This is a genomic window from Streptantibioticus cattleyicolor NRRL 8057 = DSM 46488 (assembly GCF_000240165.1).
GTDB classification, from domain to species: Bacteria; Actinomycetota; Actinomycetes; order Streptomycetales; family Streptomycetaceae; genus Streptantibioticus; species Streptantibioticus cattleyicolor.
Map to the genome: position 1 here is coordinate 5,273,642 of NC_017586.1, position 15,156 is coordinate 5,288,797.

Genomic DNA, 15,156 nt, shown 5'->3' on the forward strand with positions numbered 1-15,156 from the left:
CCGCGCCAGGCATTCCTGCCACCGGTCAGCTCGTGCCCATCACCTTGCGCACCGCGTCCCGGGTGCGGTCCATCACCGCCGCCACCGGGCCGACCAGCATGTTCTTCGCCGCCGACTCGGTACCCGGATGCGGATGGGTGGGCGCCACCGTCTCCGCCGCCCGTACCGCCTTGGCCATCGCCTGCAACCGGGCCGGGTCGCCGGCCTCCCGCAGCCGGGGGAACTCGTAGGTCTCCTCCGCCTCCGCGTGCGCCAGCACGTCGTCCTTGAAGGCGGTGAACCTGGTGACGAAGTCCGGCGAGTCCGGGTCGGCGTCCTCCAGCGCGCTCAGCGTGTGCTTGGCCGCCGCCTCCTCCTTCAGCCGGGCGGAGACCACCTGGTCGCCGCCGGCCACCGCGCGCCGGGCGTAGGGGTGGACCACTTCCTCCTCGGCGGTCTCGTGCACCGCCAGCAGGTGGACCAGCCGGCCGAACGCCGCCGCGCGCTCCTTGCCGGTGCGGGCCAGCACCTCGTCCATCAGGCGGCGGACCTCCTCGTGCTGCGACTTCAGCAGCAGCACCACGTCATTGCTCTCCGGCTGCTCTCCGACGGTGGGGTGCTCCGTCATCGTCGTCCTTCCTCCCGGTTCGTAACGTCTCGGGTGCGGCGGGTACCCGTACCGGCGGCGGCGACACCACGACACATCCGGTCGCCCGGCGCGGGTTTGGGCCGGCGGTGGACGGGGACCCGGGCGGCATCCGATGGGCTGATCGGAGTGGGAATGAGGGAAAGTGGGCGCGGGTCCTCACGGCCCGCGCCCACCTCATGCCCGGCATTACGATCACCGGGTGACCGCTGACTTCCTCGCCCGCGGCGAACGCGTCGCCATCCGCCGCCTCGCCCGCACCGACCGCGCCGAGTTCACCCGGCTGGCCAGGCAGAACGCCGAACAGCACCGCCCGTGGCTGTTCCCGCCCACCACCGACGAGGAGTTCGACACCTACTACGCCCGGCTCCAGGAACCGGTCCGGGACGGGTTCGCCATCTGCCTCGCCGACACCGGTGAACTCGCCGGCTACGTGACCATCAACAACATCGTGCACGGCGCCTTCCGCTGCGGCGCCCTGGGGTACGGCGGCTTCCTGCCCGGCCGGGGACTGGTCACCGAGGGCGTCGCGCTGGTGGTGCGGTACGCCTTCGAGCAGTTGGGGCTGCACCGGCTGGAGGTCAACATCCAGCCGGACAACGACCGTTCACTCGCGCTGGTGCGACGGCTCGGCATGCGCCGCGAGGGGTACTCGCCCGACTTCCTCTTCATCGACGGCGCCTGGCGCGACCACGAACGCTGGGCGATCACCGCGGAGATGCTGGAGCGGGGGTGACCCGCCGGCCCGCCTACCGCGCCGGCTCGGCCCAGCGCAGCAGCGCGCCCAGCCCGCCGGCCGGCGCCTCGGCCCCGTCCACCCGCAGCACCTCCGCCCCGGTGGCGGCGGCCGAACGCAGCAGCGCGTCGTCGGCCCGGGCCGGGGCGGGCCGGACCGCGCCCAGGTACGCGCTGTCGGTACGGCGGTCGGAGACCTGGTCGGGGTCGGTGCCCACCCACACCTCACGGGCCACGTCGGAGCCGTCGGGGTCGATCAGCAGCGCCGCGATGCGGTGTTCCCGGGCCGCCTCGACGAGCGCGGGGACCCCCTCGGCCGCCGCGGCCGGTCCGGCGCCGGTGGCCTTGGCCCGTTCGGCGCGGTAGCGCTCCAGCACGTCCAGGGTGTGTTCGCGCACCCGGTCGTGGCGCACCCGGTCCACGTCGTGGTCGAGCCGGCCGCGGTCGCCGGAGCCGGCCGCGCGGGAGCCGTGCTCGGACTCGGTGGTCACCGCCCGCACCGGTCCCGGGAGCCGCATCCGCACCTCGTGCCGGATGCGCGGATCGCCGGCGAGCACCACGACATCGGCACCGCACCGCCGCCACAGCCGGCTCAACTCCTCGGCGACCACGGTGGCGTTGCGTTCCCAGGTCTCCTCCACCGACCGGTCGAAGTGGTGCTCGGACCAGTCGGCGCTCGCCGTGCGGTGCACCGGCCACCGCTCGCCGGACACCTCACCCGCCGCGTGGGCGCCGGTGCCGGAACGCAACCAGAAGTCGGCGCCGGTGCGGTCCACCCGGGCCAGCAGGCAGGTCGGCTCCCGGGCCGCCAGCTCCACCAGCGGGGTCAGCCGGGGCAGCGCCGAGAAGTCCACCAGATCGGTGGCCGGCGCCCGCGCCAGCGGTACGTCCAGCACCACCTGGCCGGCGGTGGCGTACACCACGCGCCCGGCGGGTGAGCCGCCCGGCGCCGGGGTGGTCAGCGCCCGGTGGACCGCCTCCCGGGTCTCCCGGTCCGCGCCGTGCGCCTCCAGCTCGTCGCGGGCCGCGCGGGCCGCCAGCTCCCGTCGGGCGGCGGTGTCCTCGGCGGGCCGTCCGGTGGCGACGCAGACCGTGGCCCACGGGCCGGGACGGTCCAGCAGCGGGGCGGCGAAATCCAGCTCCATCGTTGCCTCCTGATCGCCGTATGGATGACCACGGCGCGGGTACCCGACGTTGCGGCGGCGACACGGATGACGCGGAGAAGGAGCGACCATGGCCGAGCACGACAGCGGTGTGCCCGCCGAGCGGCTGGACGACCGGGTGCTGCTGCGGGAGCTGGAGGCGATCCACCGGACGCGGCACGAGACGCTGCTGCACGGTTCGGCGGAGGCGCTGGCCACGCACACCGCGCGCATGCGGGAACTGGAGGCCGAGTATCTGCGCCGGCACCCCGCGCGGGTCCCCGCGGCCGGCCGCACCCGGGCCGGCGCCCGCGCCCGGGCCACCGAGGAGTAACGGCCCCGGATGGAACGCCCGAGCCCCGGCCGGCGCCTCCGAGGGCGCGCCGGCCGGGGCTCGCCGCGTCTCACACCACCCGGTACCGCGCCACGTCCGCCTCCTTCAGCGTCAGCCCCAGCCCCGGTTCACCGGAGGCGCCCGGGGTGACCGTCCCGCCGGTGGGGTCGAGCACCCCGTCGAAGAAGAGCGACTCGACGCGCACGTGGTCGTGGAACCACTCCAGATGCCGGGCGTTGGGCACGGCGGCGGCCACGTGGGCGTGGGCGTGCGGGGCGCGGTGGCCGGAGACGTCCAGGCAGTGCGCCCGGGCCAGCGCCGCCGCGCGCAGCCACTCGGTCACGCCACCGCACCGGGTCACGTCCACCTGGAGGCAGTCGACCGCGCCGGCCTGCGTCAGCCGGGCGAAGTACGGCAGGTCGTAGCCGTACTCACCGGCCGCCACGTCGCAGTCGAGGGCGTCGCGCACCACCCGCAGCCCGGCCAGGTCGTCGGCGGGTACCGGCTCCTCGAACCAGCTCACCCCGTAGTCGGCGAGCACCCGGCCGACCCGTACCGCCTGCTTGCGCGCGTAGGCGCCGCCCGCGTCCACGAACAACTCGGCGCCGGAGCCGATCATCTCCCGGGCGTGCCGGGCCCGGGCCAGGTCCCGTGCCGGATCGCCGCCCCGGTCCTGACCGATCTGGATCTTCACCCGCCCGATGCCGTGGCCGCGCACCCACCCCTCCAGCTGGGTCGCCAGCCGCACGTCCGGATACGTGGTGAACCCCCCGCTGCCGTACACCGGGACCTCGGCCACCGCCGACCCCAGCAGCGTGGCCAGCGGCAGCCCCAGCAGCCGTGCCTTCAGGTCCCACAACGCCAGGTCCACCGCCGACAGGGCGCACGCGACCAGCCCCGGGCGCCCGGCGTCGCGCACCGCGCGGCACATCGCCTCGTGCGCCGCCGGCACCTCCAGCGCCCCGCGCCCGATCACCTCGCCGGCCAGCAGCTCGTGCACCACCGCGCTCGTGGTGCCCGGCGCGTACGTCCAGCCCAGCCCGCTCACCTCGCCGCTGTACGCCCGCACCAGCACCACGCTGGTGGTGTCCCCGGCGGGGGAGTCGGTGGGCACCGCGTACGCCGACGCCTCCAGCCGCTCGACCACCGGCCCGCCGTCCGGCTCCGGCCACAGCCGCCCGTCGACCCGCCGCACCCGCCCGGCCCCGCCGCCTCCGTCCGTGCCTCGCATCCTGGGTCCTCCCTACGCCCGCACGCCGCGCCGGGCGCCTTCGATCAGCCGCTGCGCGGCGCGGTCGGCGAGCGCCATGATGGTCAGCGCCGGGTTGGCGCTGCCCTGGGTCGGCAGCACGCTGCCGTCGGTGATGTACAGGTTGGGCACGGCGTGGGTGCGCAGCCAGGGGTCGACCACCCCGTCCTCGGGGCGGGCCGACATCCGGCAGCCGCCGACCAGATGGGCGTAGCGCTCGATGGTCATCACCTCCGACGCCCCGGCGGCCCGCAGGATGTCCTCCATCACCCGGGTGGCGGCGGCCATCAACTGGTCGTCGTTGTCGCAGTGGCTGTGCGAGAACTCGGCGACCGGCAGCCCGTGGCGGTCGGTCTGGTCGGCGAGCGTGACCCGGTTGTCCGCCTGCGGCAGGAACTCGCAGAGCGCGCCGAGGGTGGCCCAGTGCGTGTAGTCGGCCATGTAGCGGCGCAGGTCGTCGCCCCAGTGGCCCTGCGCGGCGACGTGCTCGGCCCAGGTGATCGGCAGCGGCGAGATGGTCTGCACGGAGAAGCCGCGCCGGTACGGCTTGGCCGGATCGGTCTCGTAGAACGCCTCGGTGGAGGTCTCCGGCGGCGGCGCCTTGTACATGCGCACCGTCTCCTCGAACCGCCCGGCGGTCTGCGGCGCCCCCTGCACCATCACGTACCGGCCCACCTGGTCGTGGTCGTTGCAAAGACCGTCGGGGAAGCGGGAGTTGGCCGAGTTCAGCAGCAGCCGCGGGGTCTCGATGGAGTATCCGGCCACCGCGACCATCCGGGCCCGCTGGACGTACTCCCGGCCGTGGTCGATGTAGCGCACCCCGGTGGCGTAGCGGCCCTGCGCGTCGGTCTCGATCGCGGTCACCATGGAGTGCGCCCGGATCTCGGCGCCGTGCGCCAGCGCGTCGGGGACGTGGGTGATCAGCGGCGACGCCTTGGCGTTGACCTTGCAGCCCTGGAGGCAGAAGCCGCGGTAGATGCAGTGCGGCCGGTTGCCGAACCGCCCGTTGGTGATGGCCACCGGACCCACCCGGGCCTCGATGCCCAGCTCCGCGCAACCGCGCAGCATGATCTCCCCGTTGCCGCTCACCGGGTGCGGCGCGTACGGGTACGGGTGCGGGTCGCCCCACGGCCAGTACTGCCCGGCCACCGGCAGCTCGCGCTCCAGCCGCACGTAGTACGGCGCCAGGTCCTCGTAGGCGATGGGCCAGTCGGCGCCCACCCCGTCCTGGCTGCGGGTGCGGAAGTCGGAGGGGTGGAAACGCGGCGCGAACCCGGCGAAGTGCACCATCGAACCGCCCACGCCGCGGCCGGAGTTGTTGGCCCCCAGCGGTACCGGGTTGGCGCCGCTGATCACCCGAGGCTCGTTCCAGTACAGATGGTGCGAGCCGGCCTCGTCGCTGACCCAGTCGTGCTCGATGTCCCAGAACGGCCCGGCCTCCAGACAGACCACCCGCCACCCGGCGTGCGCCAGCCGCTGGGTGACGGTGGCGCCGCCCGCCCCGCAGCCGATCACCACGATGTCGACCTCGTCGTCCGGGTCGAACCGCCGCATCGACTCCAGCAGCCGCCGGTCGAACCGCCGGTCGTCGTCGGGCAGCAGCCACGCCGAGGCGTTGCGCTCCCGGACGTCCGCCTGCGACCGGGCGGTCTCGCGCAGCGTGTCGACGGCCGGGCGCAGCCACCCGGTCCCGCGGGTCCGTCCCTGCTTCACCGCGGCTCCTCCCACGGCTCGCGTGCCCCCAGGCCCAGCCGCAGATAGCCGCGCGGATAGGCGGGGCCGCCGAAGCCGATCTCGTCCCAGGCGTGCGGATGCGCGTAGTAGGCCGCGCACAGGTAACGCGTCCACAGCGACCACACATGGCTCGCCGGCATGCCGTACCACTCGTGGGAGCCCAGCTCCTTGACGTGGGTCAGCAGCCGGTGCTGGTCGCCGTAGCCGATCGCGGCGAAGCCGGTGCCCTCGTGGCGCAGGCGCGCGTCCTCGTCGAGCCCGGCCAGCGAACGCCGCCAGGCGTCGCCGTCCTCGGGCATGTCCCGGTACCGCCAGCCGTCGATCTGGCCCTCGGCGAGCCGCTGGTCGACCAGTTCCAGCACCGGCACCGGGCAGTCGTCGGGCAGGTCCAGCAGGTGGCCGGCGAGCGGGCGGGCCACCGCCACCTCGGGCGGGGTGAAGAACCGGGCGTCCGGCTGGGGGCCGAGCCGGGCCAGCACCACCCCGGCGGTCACCCGGTCCCAGTGGTCGGCCTGGTCCACCACCGAGCCGCCGCGCGCGGGGCGCCGTCGGCGCCGCGGGATGTCGTCGGCCATCTCAGCGCTCCCGCCGCAGCACCGAGGCGAGCAGCCCCATCCCGCCGACCATGGACATCAGCAGCGGCGCGAACAGCGGCGGCCCCATCTCCACGTTGTAGCGGGCCATCCGCCAGCCGCCGGGCTTCTGCGCGATGCCCCGCACATGCAGATAGGTGCCCTGCAGACCATTGGCCGCGATCGCCGCCGACGCCAGCGGCAACGCGGTGTGCGCCGCCCGCTCGCTGCGGAACGCCGCCACCCCGGCCGCCACCCCCACCGGACCGAGCAGCACCGGCCACCACATCACGCGGTTGCCGAACCCGGCCCGGTCGTGCTCCAGGTAGATCTCCGCCGCCGTGATCGCCGACCCGGCCGCGGTCAGCAGCGCCAACGACCGCTCCAGCCGCCCGTGGCGCACGTCCTCGGCGGCCCGCAGCGCGAACCGCGCGGCCCGTGCCTTCGTCCGCGTGGCGCCGGGGGAGCGGACCAGCCGGGCCGCCAGCCCCGGCAGCCGCGCGGCGGACGCGGCCCGGCTACTCACCGCCGCCCTCAACCCTGCTCACCCGCCTTTTTGCGGCCCGGCAGGAACTCCTGGACCTTCGCCTTCAGCCCCTGCTTGACCATGTCGCCCCGGTCGGCGTCGCCCTTGAGGATGGCGGCGGCGGTGGCCTCCATCTGGTCCCAGGTGGCGTGCGGCGGGATCGGCGGCACCGCCGGATCGGTGAGGAACTCCAGCACCACCGGCCCGTCGGCGTCGAGCGCGTGCTGCCAGGCGGAGACCACGCCCTCGGGCTTCTCCACCCGGATCCCGGTCAGCCCCAGCGACTCGGCGAAGGCCGCGTAGTGCACGTCCGGGATCGACTGCGACGGCAGGAACTGCGGCGAACCGCTCATCGACCGCATCTCCCAGGTCACCTGGTTGAGGTCCTGGTTGTTCCACACCGCCACGATCAGCCGCGGATCGCTCCACTCGCCGCGGTACTTGGCGACGGTGATCAGCTCCGCCATCCCGTTCATCTGCATCGCGCCGTCCCCGACCAGCGCGATCGCCGGCCGGTCCGGATGGGCGAACTTCGCCCCGATCGCGTACGGCACCCCGCTGCCCATGGTCGCCAGCGTCCCCGACAGCGAACCGCGCATCCGGCCGCGCATCCGCACATGGCGCGCGTACCAGTTGGCCACCGAACCGGAGTCGCAGGTGAGCACGGCGTCCTCGGGCAGCAGCGGATCGAGGGCGTGGGCGACCAGTTCGGGGTTGATCGGGTCGGCCGACTGCTCGGCCCGCCGCGCCATCACCCCGTGCCACTTCTCCACGCCCGCGATCACGCCCTCCTGCCAGCCGCGGTCCGTCTTCCGCTCCAGCTTGGGCAGCAGCCGCAGCAGCGTGGCTCGCGCGTCGCCGACCAGGTTGACCTCGTACGGGTAGCGCATCCCCACCATGTGCGGATCGAGGTCGATCTGCACCCCGCGCGCGCTGCCGTAGTCCGGCATGAACTGCGCGTACGGGAAGCTCGACCCGATGGTCAGCAGCGTGTCGCAGTCCCGCATCAGCTCGTAGGAGGGACGGGAGCCCAGCAGCCCCACCGGGCCGGTGACGTACGGGAGTTCGTCGCTGAGCACGTCCTTGCCGAGCAGCGCCTTGGCCACCCCGGCGCCCAGGATGTCGGCCGCCTGCTCCACCTCCGCGCGGGCCCCGGCGGCGCCCTGGCCCACCAGGATCGCCACCTTCTCGCCGGCGTTGAGCACCTCGGCGGCCCGGTCCACCGCGTCCGCGTCCGGCAGCGGCGACCAGCCGGACAGGCCCATGCTGGACGGCACCATCTTGAAGGCGTGGGTGGGCGGGGAGTACTCCAGCTCCTGCACGTCCGCCGGGATGATCACCGCGGTCGGGCAGCGCCGGGAGTACGCGGTGCGGATCGCCCGGTCCAGCACGTTGGGCAGCTGCTCGGGGACGTTGACGGTCTCCACGAACTCGGCGGCCACGTCCTTGTAGAGCGTGTGCAGGTCGACCTCCTGCTGGTACGAGCCGCCCATCGCGCTGCGGTTGGTCTGCCCGACGATCGCCACCACCGGGACGTGGTCGAGCTTGGCGTCGTACAACCCGTTGAGCAGGTGGATCGCCCCCGGCCCCGAGGTCGCCGCGCAGACCGCGACCTTGCCGGTGAACTTGGCGTACCCCACCGCCTCGAACGCCGCCATCTCCTCGTGCCGCGCCTGGATGAACCGCGGATCGTCACCGGCCCGGGCCCACGCGGCCAGCAGCCCGTTGATGCCATCACCCGGATAGGCGAACACATGGGTGATGCCCCACTCCCGCAGCCGGGCGAGGACGTAGTCGGACACCTTGGTACTCATCAGCGGCTCCTTCGCACGGTGGACGGGGCCCGGATCCACGCTCGCGGGTATCCGCCGACCGGCGGCGGAAACCTGTTGGGCTTACTGTCGGAGAGAAGGCAACGCACGCCGGGCCGCACCGGCCACCCGAGCGAAGGAGTACCGCCCGGCGCACCACGCAGACCGGTGCCCGGCCGGGCCGGGCACAGGACCAACGCATCCGTAAAGCGGAATGTTTGGGGGCCTTGGGCCCGGGCACGCGAACCTCCGTGCTTCGGACCGGAGGCACGCCCGTCGGGGCAGGTCACGCCTGCTCCGGCCGCGCGAGGGCACACCGGTCCGGGCGCCCGGATCCGGACGCAGGGCAGGCGCGGGAGAACGGCTCCAGGAGGGCCGGTCCCCCCGCCGAACGGTGGCCCAGCGGTCACAACACAACCCAACCCGCGCGGCATCGAGACTCCACCCAGCCAGGAGCCGAGGTCACCATGCGTCGTACCCCCGATTCCCACCCGGCCGGCCCCGCCAGGACCCGCAAGCGCCCGGCAGCCGCCACAGCCACCGCCACCGCCGCCCGTCACCCCGCCCGGCCGCACCGCGCCCGGCGCACCTCCCACCCGCACGACGACGCCCCCGACACCACCGACGCCTTCCGCCGGATAGCCACCCTGCCGGACGGCCCGGAACGGGACCGGCTGCGCAAGGAGGTGGTGGCGGCGTGGATACCCATGGCCGAACGCCTCGCCACCCGGTTCCGCAACCGCGGCGAGGCCGTCGAGGACCTCAAGCAGGTGGCCGCGCTCGGCCTGGTCAAGGCCGTCGACCGGTACGACCCGGAACGCGGCACCGCGTTCGCCAGCTTCGCGGTGCCCACCGTGGTCGGTGAGGTCAAACGCCACTTCCGCGACCACCTGTGGGGGCTGCACGTACCCCGCCGGGTGCAGGAACTGCGCAACCGGGTCCGTACCGCCCGCAACGACCTGACCCAGTCCATCGACGGACGCGGCCCCACCGTCGCCGAGATCGCCGAACACGCCGGGCTCAGCGAGGAGGAGGTGCTCCTCGGCCTGGAGGCGATCGACAGCTTCTCCACCATGTCGCTCGACGCCGAACTGCCCGGCTCCGACGGCTACACGCTGGTCGACACCCTCGGCCTGCCCGACCCCGGCATGGACGCCGTGGTCGACCGGGAATCGGTCAAACCCCGGCTGCGGCAACTACCCGAACGCGAACGCACCATCTTGTACCTGCGGTTCTTCGACGACATGACGCAAAGCCAGATAGCCCGCATCATGGGCATCTCGCAAATGCACGTCTCCCGGCTGATCAACCGAACCTGCGCCCGGCTGCGCGCCGAGATCCTGGCCGAGTGAGAGGCCCCGCGCCCGTGCCGGGCCCGGCACCACCGGAGGTGGCCGATGCGGTGGACCCCTGGCACCCCGGCCGCCCCCACCGATCCCGGGCTGCCGGTCCCGCCGTGGCTCGCCGAACGGCTGGCCGGCGCCGCGGGGCGGGCCCGGGCGGTGCCGGTCGGCGGCGCCCGCCTGGTACGTGAGGCGGCGGCCGGCTACTGGGAGCGGCGCGGACTGCCCACCACCCCGGAACGGGTGCTGCTCGCCCCCGGGCCCGGCCCGCTGCTGCTGGCGCTGCTCGCGGTGGCCGGCGGCGACCTGGTGGTGGCCCGCCCGCACCCCGCCTGGTACCCCGGGCCGGCCGCGCTGCTGGGCCGCCGGGTCCACCCGGTGTCCGCCCCGGCCGAATGCGGCGGCGTCCCCGACCCGGTGGCGCTGCTGGAGACGGTGCGCCGGGCCCGCGCCGAGGGCGGCCGGCCCCGGCTGGTGATGCTCACCGTCGCCGACGACCCCACCGGCACCGTCGTCCCGCCCGAACTGGTGCGCGAGGTGTGCGAGGCGGTCACCGACGCCGGACTGCTCGCGGTCTCCGACGAGACCTACCGCGACCTGCCGCACGACCCGCACACCGTGCTGCTCAGCCCCGCCGAGGCGCTGCACGGCCGCACCCTGGTCCTCACCGACCTCGCGGGCGCGCTGCTGCCGCCCGGCTGGCCCGCCGCCGTGCTGCGTTTCCCGCTCGAAGGGCCGGCCGCCGCCCTGGCCGAGCCGGTCCGCGCGGCGCTCGCCGCGCAGCGCGCCCACCCGGCCGCCCCGGTCGCCGAAGCCGCCCGCTACGCCCTGGCGGAACCGGCCACGGTACGGGAGCACACCGCCGCCGCGGCCCGGCTGCACGCCACGGTGGCCCGCGCCGCGCACCGCGTGGTCACCGAAGCCGGGGCGCTCTGCCCGCCGCCCGGGGCCGGCTTCCACCTCTACCCCGACCTCGGCGCGCTGCGCCCGGCCCTCGCGCCGCGCGGCGTCACCGGCGCCGCCGCCCTGGAGACCCGGCTGCCCGGTGCGCACGGCGGCCACCACTTCGGCGACGACCCGGCCGGACTGCGGGTCCGGCTGGACGTCCCCGCGCTGTACGGCGGTACGGACGGCGAACGCGCCGCCGCGCTGGCCGCCGCCGACCCGCCGCGGCTCCCGCATGTCGCCGAGGCGTTGACCCGGCTCCGCGCAGCCTTCGCCGAACTGACGACAGGGTGATTTACGGTCGTCGGGGCGCCCCCACATCCGCCCCGGACGATTGGAGCCGTGATGACCGATCAGGCCGACCCCCGGACCGAGCAGGGCGGATACACCACGGCACGGAACCGGCCCCGGCCCCTGGGGGAGCGGCGCCAGTGGCCGAGATCCTTCGCCGGCCGCCTCACCGGCCCGCTCCCCGGTTTCCTGGAGCTGGCCCAGGCCGGCCGGCCGGTCTTCCGGCCGCGCGCCGACCCCGCCCAGGTCGCCGCCCTGCCGTACGACCCCGCCCCGCTGCCCGCGGTCGGCACCGGCACCGTCGCCATCACCTGGGTGGGCCACGCCAGCTGGGTGATCCGCCTCGGCGGCCTCACCGTGCTCACCGACCCGGTCTGGTCGCGCCGCATCCTCGCCACCCCGCCCCGGCTCACCCCGCCCGGCGTGCCCTGGCGCGACCTGCCCGCCGTGGACGCCGTGGTCATCAGCCACAACCACTACGACCACCTCGACCTGCCCACGCTGCGCAGACTGCCGCCGCGCACCGCCCTGTTCGTCCCGGCCGGGCTGGCCCGCTGGTGCCGCCGCCGGGGCTTCACCTGCGTCACCGAACTCGACTGGTGGGAGTCGGCCCAACTCGGCGGCGTCTCCTTCGACTTCGTCCCCGCCCACCACTGGAGCAAGCGCACCCTGACCGACACCTGCCGCACCCTGTGGGGCGGCTGGGTGCTCACCGGACCCGACGGCCACCGGGTCTACTTCGCCGGGGACACCGGCTACGGCCACTGGTTCACCGAGATCGGCCGCCGCCACCCGGGGATCGACGTCGCGCTGCTGCCGATCGGCGCCTACGCCCCGCGCAACCTGCTGCGCACCGTGCACACCGACCCCGAGGAGGCGGTACGGGCCTGCCTGGACGTGGGCGCCCGGGCGATGGCCCCGATGCACTGGGCCACCTTCCTGCTCGCCGGCGAGCCCCCGCTGGAACCGCTGGCCCGGGTCCGCGCCGCCTGGCAGGCCACCGGACGGCCCCGTACCGACCTGTGGGACCTGCCGGTGGGCGGCTCCCGGGTGCTCACCGGCCCGTGACCCGCCCCGCCCGACGTGCACGAACGGTGAACCCTTGCGGAACTTAGGGTTCCATCCGGTGCACGGGGGCGTACGGCCCGCCCACGGCTGCCTAAGCTGAGCGCCGACGGCCACCCGGCGCACCCGGGCACCGGCCGACGCTTCGCCCGCACACCGCCAGGAGCCGCCGAGTGATCCGCCTGCCCGCCCCGCGCAGCCGCACAGGTCCGCTGGTCGCCGGGGGGATCGTGGCGGCCGGCGGGGCCGTCCTCATCGTGTGCGCCACGGCCGGCCACGCCCCCGTACCCGCCCGGACCACCACCGCCGCCCCGGCCGCCGACGGACTGCCGCACACCGCGATCCGCGTCACCGCGGGCAGTTGCGGCACCGGATGGAGCCGCCCGCACCCCGGGCAGCAGGTCTTCGACGTACGCAACGACTCCGCCGGGCCCGCCGAGGTCGACCTGTACGACCCGGCCACCGGAGCCGTGCTCGGCGAGGTGGAAGGGCTCGCACCGGGCACCACCCGGCCGTTGCAGGTCACCCTGGGCAGCGGCGCCTTCGCCTTCAAGTGCCTGCCCGACGACGGCGACGCGGTCATCGGCCCAACCGTCCGCGTCCCCGGCCACGCCGTCTCCGGCCCCGCCGCCGTCCCGGTCACCCAGCACGACCTGATCCCGCCGGCCATCGCCTACCAGAAGTGGATCGGCGCCCGCCTCGGCGACCTGGCCGACGCGGTGGCCACGCTGCGATCGGACGTCGACCGCGGCGACCTCGACGCCGCCCGCACCGCCTGGCTCCCGGCCCACCTGGTCTACGAACGCCTCGGCGCCGCCTACGGCACCTTCGGCGACGCCGACAAGGCGATCAACGGCACCACCGCGGGCCTGCCCAAGGGCGCCGACGACCCCGGCTTCACCGGCTTCCACCGCCTCGAACAGGGGCTGTGGCACGGCGAGTCGGCCGACCGGCTGCGCCCGGTGGCCGACCGGCTCGCCACCGACGTGGACACACTGCGCGACGGCTGGTCCCAGGCCCGGCTGGACCCGGCCCAACTCGGCCTGCGCGCCCACGAGATCCTGGAGAACACCGAGCGCTTCGAGATCACCGGCCGCACCGACTACGGCAGCGGCAGCAACCTGGCCACCGCCCGCGCCAACCTCGACGGCACCCGCACCGTCCTGGGCTACCTGCGCCCGCTGCTGACCACCCGCTACCCGGCGCTGCCCCGGCTCGACGCCCTCCTCGACCGGCTCCAGCACACCCTCGACAGCCACCTGACCGGCGGCCGGCCCACCCCGGTGGACGACCTCACCACCGCGCAGCGCGAACGCCTCCACGCCGACCTCGGCCAGGCCGTGGAACGCCTCGCCGACATCGCCGCCCTCTTCGACGTACGGAGGACCTCATGACCGCCCACGGCCGCCGCTGGTTCCTGCGCGGAGCCGCCGCCGCGGGGCTGGGCACGGCGACCGCCGCCGGCCTGGTCCGCGGGGAGCCCGGCGCCGCCGCGGCCCCGGCCCCGTCCGGCGTCCCCTTCCACGGCGTCCACCAGGCCGGCATCACCACCCCGGCACAACGCCACTCGGTGTTCGCCGCCCTCGACGTCACCGCCGACGACCGCGCCGCCCTGCGCGACCTGCTGCGCACCCTCACCGACCGGGCCCGCTCCCTGACCGCCGGCGGTACCCCGCCCTCCCTGGGGATCACCGCGCCGCCCGCCGACTCCGGCACCCTGGGCCCGGTGCTCCCCGCCGACCGGCTCACCGTCACCGTGGGCGCCGGCGCCTCGCTCTTCGACGACCGCTTCGGGCTGGCCGCCCGCCGGCCGCGCCGGCTGCGCCCGATGGACACCTTCCCCGACGACGACCTCGACGCCGCGTGGTGCCACGGCGACCTCAGCCTGCACCTGTGCGCCGACAACCCGGACACCGTGCTGCACGCCCTGCGCGACATCGCCCGGCACACCCGGGGCGCGGCCCAGGTGCGCTGGCGCGTCGACGGATACGTCGCCCCGCCCCGCCCCTCCGGCACCCCGCGCAACCACCTCGGCTTCATGGACGGCACCGCCAACCCCGACCCCGCCGACCCCCGCGAGATGGACCGGCTGGTGTGGGTCGGCCCGCACCAGGGCGAACCGTCCTGGGCCACCGGCGGCAGCTACCAGGTGGTCCGGCTCATCCGGATGCTGGTGGAGTTCTGGGACCGCGTCAGCATCAACGAGCAGGAACGCATCTTCGGCCGCCGCCGCGACACCGGCGCCCCGCTCGACGGCACCCGGGAGACCGACGCCCCCCGCTACGCCGACGACCCCAAGGGCGACGTCATCCCGCTCGACAGCCACATACGCCTGGCCAACCCGCGCACCCCGGCCACCGCCGACCAGCGCATCCTGCGCCGCGCCTACAACTACGACCGCGGCATGGACAAGGCCGGCGACCTCGACATGGGCCTGGTCTTCTGCTGCTACCAGCAGGACCTGGACCGCCAGTTCACCGCGGTGCAAAAGCGCCTGGCGGGGGAGCCGCTGGTGGACTACGTCTCGCCGTTCGGCGGCGGCTACTTCTACGCGCTGCCCGGCGTGCGGGACGGGGACGACTGGCTGGGACGCGCCCTGCTGGCGTGATCCGACACCCCGTGGCACGGCACCGGAGACCACACAAGGTCAAGAGGTGGTCAAGGGTTCTGTACCCTCTCCTGACCCGGTGTTCACCCCCGTGCCATCGTGGGCTTCCGAACGGCCGTACGGACACTGCAACATCACCGCTCGTGACGAGGCTTCACCAGAGCAATGGAGGTCCT

The 15,156-nt window shown here is 74.9% G+C and carries 14 protein-coding genes; 7 read left to right on the forward strand and 7 right to left on the reverse strand.

The features are described from left to right. Positions 1 to 25: 25 nt before the first annotated feature. Complete coding sequence (locus SCATT_RS23100) at positions 26 to 607, reverse strand: hemerythrin domain-containing protein (RefSeq protein WP_014145590.1); 582 nt, start codon at positions 605 to 607, stop codon at positions 26 to 28. A gap of 220 nt (positions 608 to 827) precedes the next feature. On the opposite strand from SCATT_RS23100, the gene SCATT_RS23105 reads away from it, so the two are divergent. Continuing rightward, the gene (locus SCATT_RS23105; protein ID WP_014145591.1) at positions 828 to 1,361 is read left to right on the forward strand and encodes a GNAT family N-acetyltransferase; all 534 of its coding nucleotides are present in this window, start codon (positions 828 to 830) and stop codon (positions 1,359 to 1,361) included. Positions 1,362 to 1,374: 13 nt separating this feature from the next. On the opposite strand, the gene SCATT_RS23110 is transcribed toward SCATT_RS23105, so the two are convergent. After that, positions 1,375 to 2,505, reverse strand: a complete 1,131-nt coding sequence (locus SCATT_RS23110; protein WP_014145592.1) for a baeRF2 domain-containing protein — start codon at positions 2,503 to 2,505, stop codon at positions 1,375 to 1,377. A gap of 88 nt (positions 2,506 to 2,593) precedes the next feature. On the opposite strand from SCATT_RS23110, the gene SCATT_RS23115 reads away from it, so the two are divergent. Continuing rightward, positions 2,594 to 2,836 (forward strand): DUF6158 family protein, encoded by a 243-nt coding sequence (locus SCATT_RS23115; protein ID WP_014145593.1) that lies wholly within the window; start codon positions 2,594 to 2,596, stop codon positions 2,834 to 2,836. A 70-nt stretch (positions 2,837 to 2,906) separates the two neighbouring features. Here the strand turns inward: SCATT_RS23115 and SCATT_RS23120 are convergent, their stop codons facing one another. The 5 genes from SCATT_RS23120 to SCATT_RS23140 are packed head-to-tail and all read right to left on the reverse strand — an operon-like array spanning position 2,907 to position 8,731. Beyond that, on the reverse strand, positions 2,907 to 4,067 hold the full coding sequence (locus tag SCATT_RS23120; RefSeq protein WP_014145594.1) for an enolase C-terminal domain-like protein: 1,161 nt from the start codon (positions 4,065 to 4,067) through the stop codon (positions 2,907 to 2,909). Between the two features lie 12 nt (positions 4,068 to 4,079). After that, complete coding sequence (locus tag SCATT_RS23125) at positions 4,080 to 5,798, reverse strand: GMC family oxidoreductase (protein ID WP_014145595.1); 1,719 nt, start codon at positions 5,796 to 5,798, stop codon at positions 4,080 to 4,082. Beyond that, the gene (locus SCATT_RS23130) at positions 5,795 to 6,394 is read right to left on the reverse strand and encodes a gluconate 2-dehydrogenase subunit 3 family protein (RefSeq protein ID WP_014145596.1); all 600 of its coding nucleotides are present in this window, start codon (positions 6,392 to 6,394) and stop codon (positions 5,795 to 5,797) included. Before SCATT_RS23130 ends, SCATT_RS23125 begins: the two co-directional genes overlap by 4 nt. A 1-nt stretch (position 6,395) precedes the next feature. Then, a complete protein-coding gene (locus SCATT_RS23135; protein WP_014628559.1) occupies positions 6,396 to 6,917 on the reverse strand; it encodes a hypothetical protein in 522 nt (173 codons plus the stop codon). 8 nt (positions 6,918 to 6,925) lie between these two features. Continuing rightward, on the reverse strand, positions 6,926 to 8,731 hold the full coding sequence (locus SCATT_RS23140; RefSeq protein WP_014145598.1) for a thiamine pyrophosphate-requiring protein: 1,806 nt from the start codon (positions 8,729 to 8,731) through the stop codon (positions 6,926 to 6,928). A 464-nt stretch (positions 8,732 to 9,195) separates the two neighbouring features. Between SCATT_RS23140 and SCATT_RS23145 the strand changes: the two genes are divergently transcribed. From SCATT_RS23145 to efeB, 5 genes are all read left to right on the forward strand, one after another. After that, positions 9,196 to 10,080: an RNA polymerase sigma factor SigF gene (locus SCATT_RS23145; RefSeq protein ID WP_014145599.1), complete on the forward strand. Its 885-nt coding sequence runs from the start codon at positions 9,196 to 9,198 to the stop codon at positions 10,078 to 10,080. 45 nt (positions 10,081 to 10,125) lie between these two features. Continuing rightward, entirely contained in the window at positions 10,126 to 11,310 is a 1,185-nt protein-coding gene (locus tag SCATT_RS23150; protein WP_014145600.1) for an aminotransferase class I/II-fold pyridoxal phosphate-dependent enzyme, read from the forward strand. Positions 11,311 to 11,361: 51 nt separating this feature from the next. Then, positions 11,362 to 12,375 (forward strand): MBL fold metallo-hydrolase, encoded by a 1,014-nt coding sequence (locus tag SCATT_RS23155; RefSeq protein WP_014145601.1) that lies wholly within the window; start codon positions 11,362 to 11,364, stop codon positions 12,373 to 12,375. Between the two features lie 170 nt (positions 12,376 to 12,545). Beyond that, positions 12,546 to 13,766, forward strand: coding sequence for an EfeM/EfeO family lipoprotein (locus tag SCATT_RS23160; RefSeq protein WP_014145602.1), 1,221 nt, complete (start codon positions 12,546 to 12,548; stop codon positions 13,764 to 13,766). Beyond that, a complete protein-coding gene (gene efeB / locus SCATT_RS23165) occupies positions 13,763 to 14,980 on the forward strand; it encodes an iron uptake transporter deferrochelatase/peroxidase subunit (protein WP_014145603.1) in 1,218 nt (405 codons plus the stop codon). Before SCATT_RS23160 ends, efeB begins: the two co-directional genes overlap by 4 nt. Positions 14,981 to 15,156 lie beyond the last annotated feature (176 nt).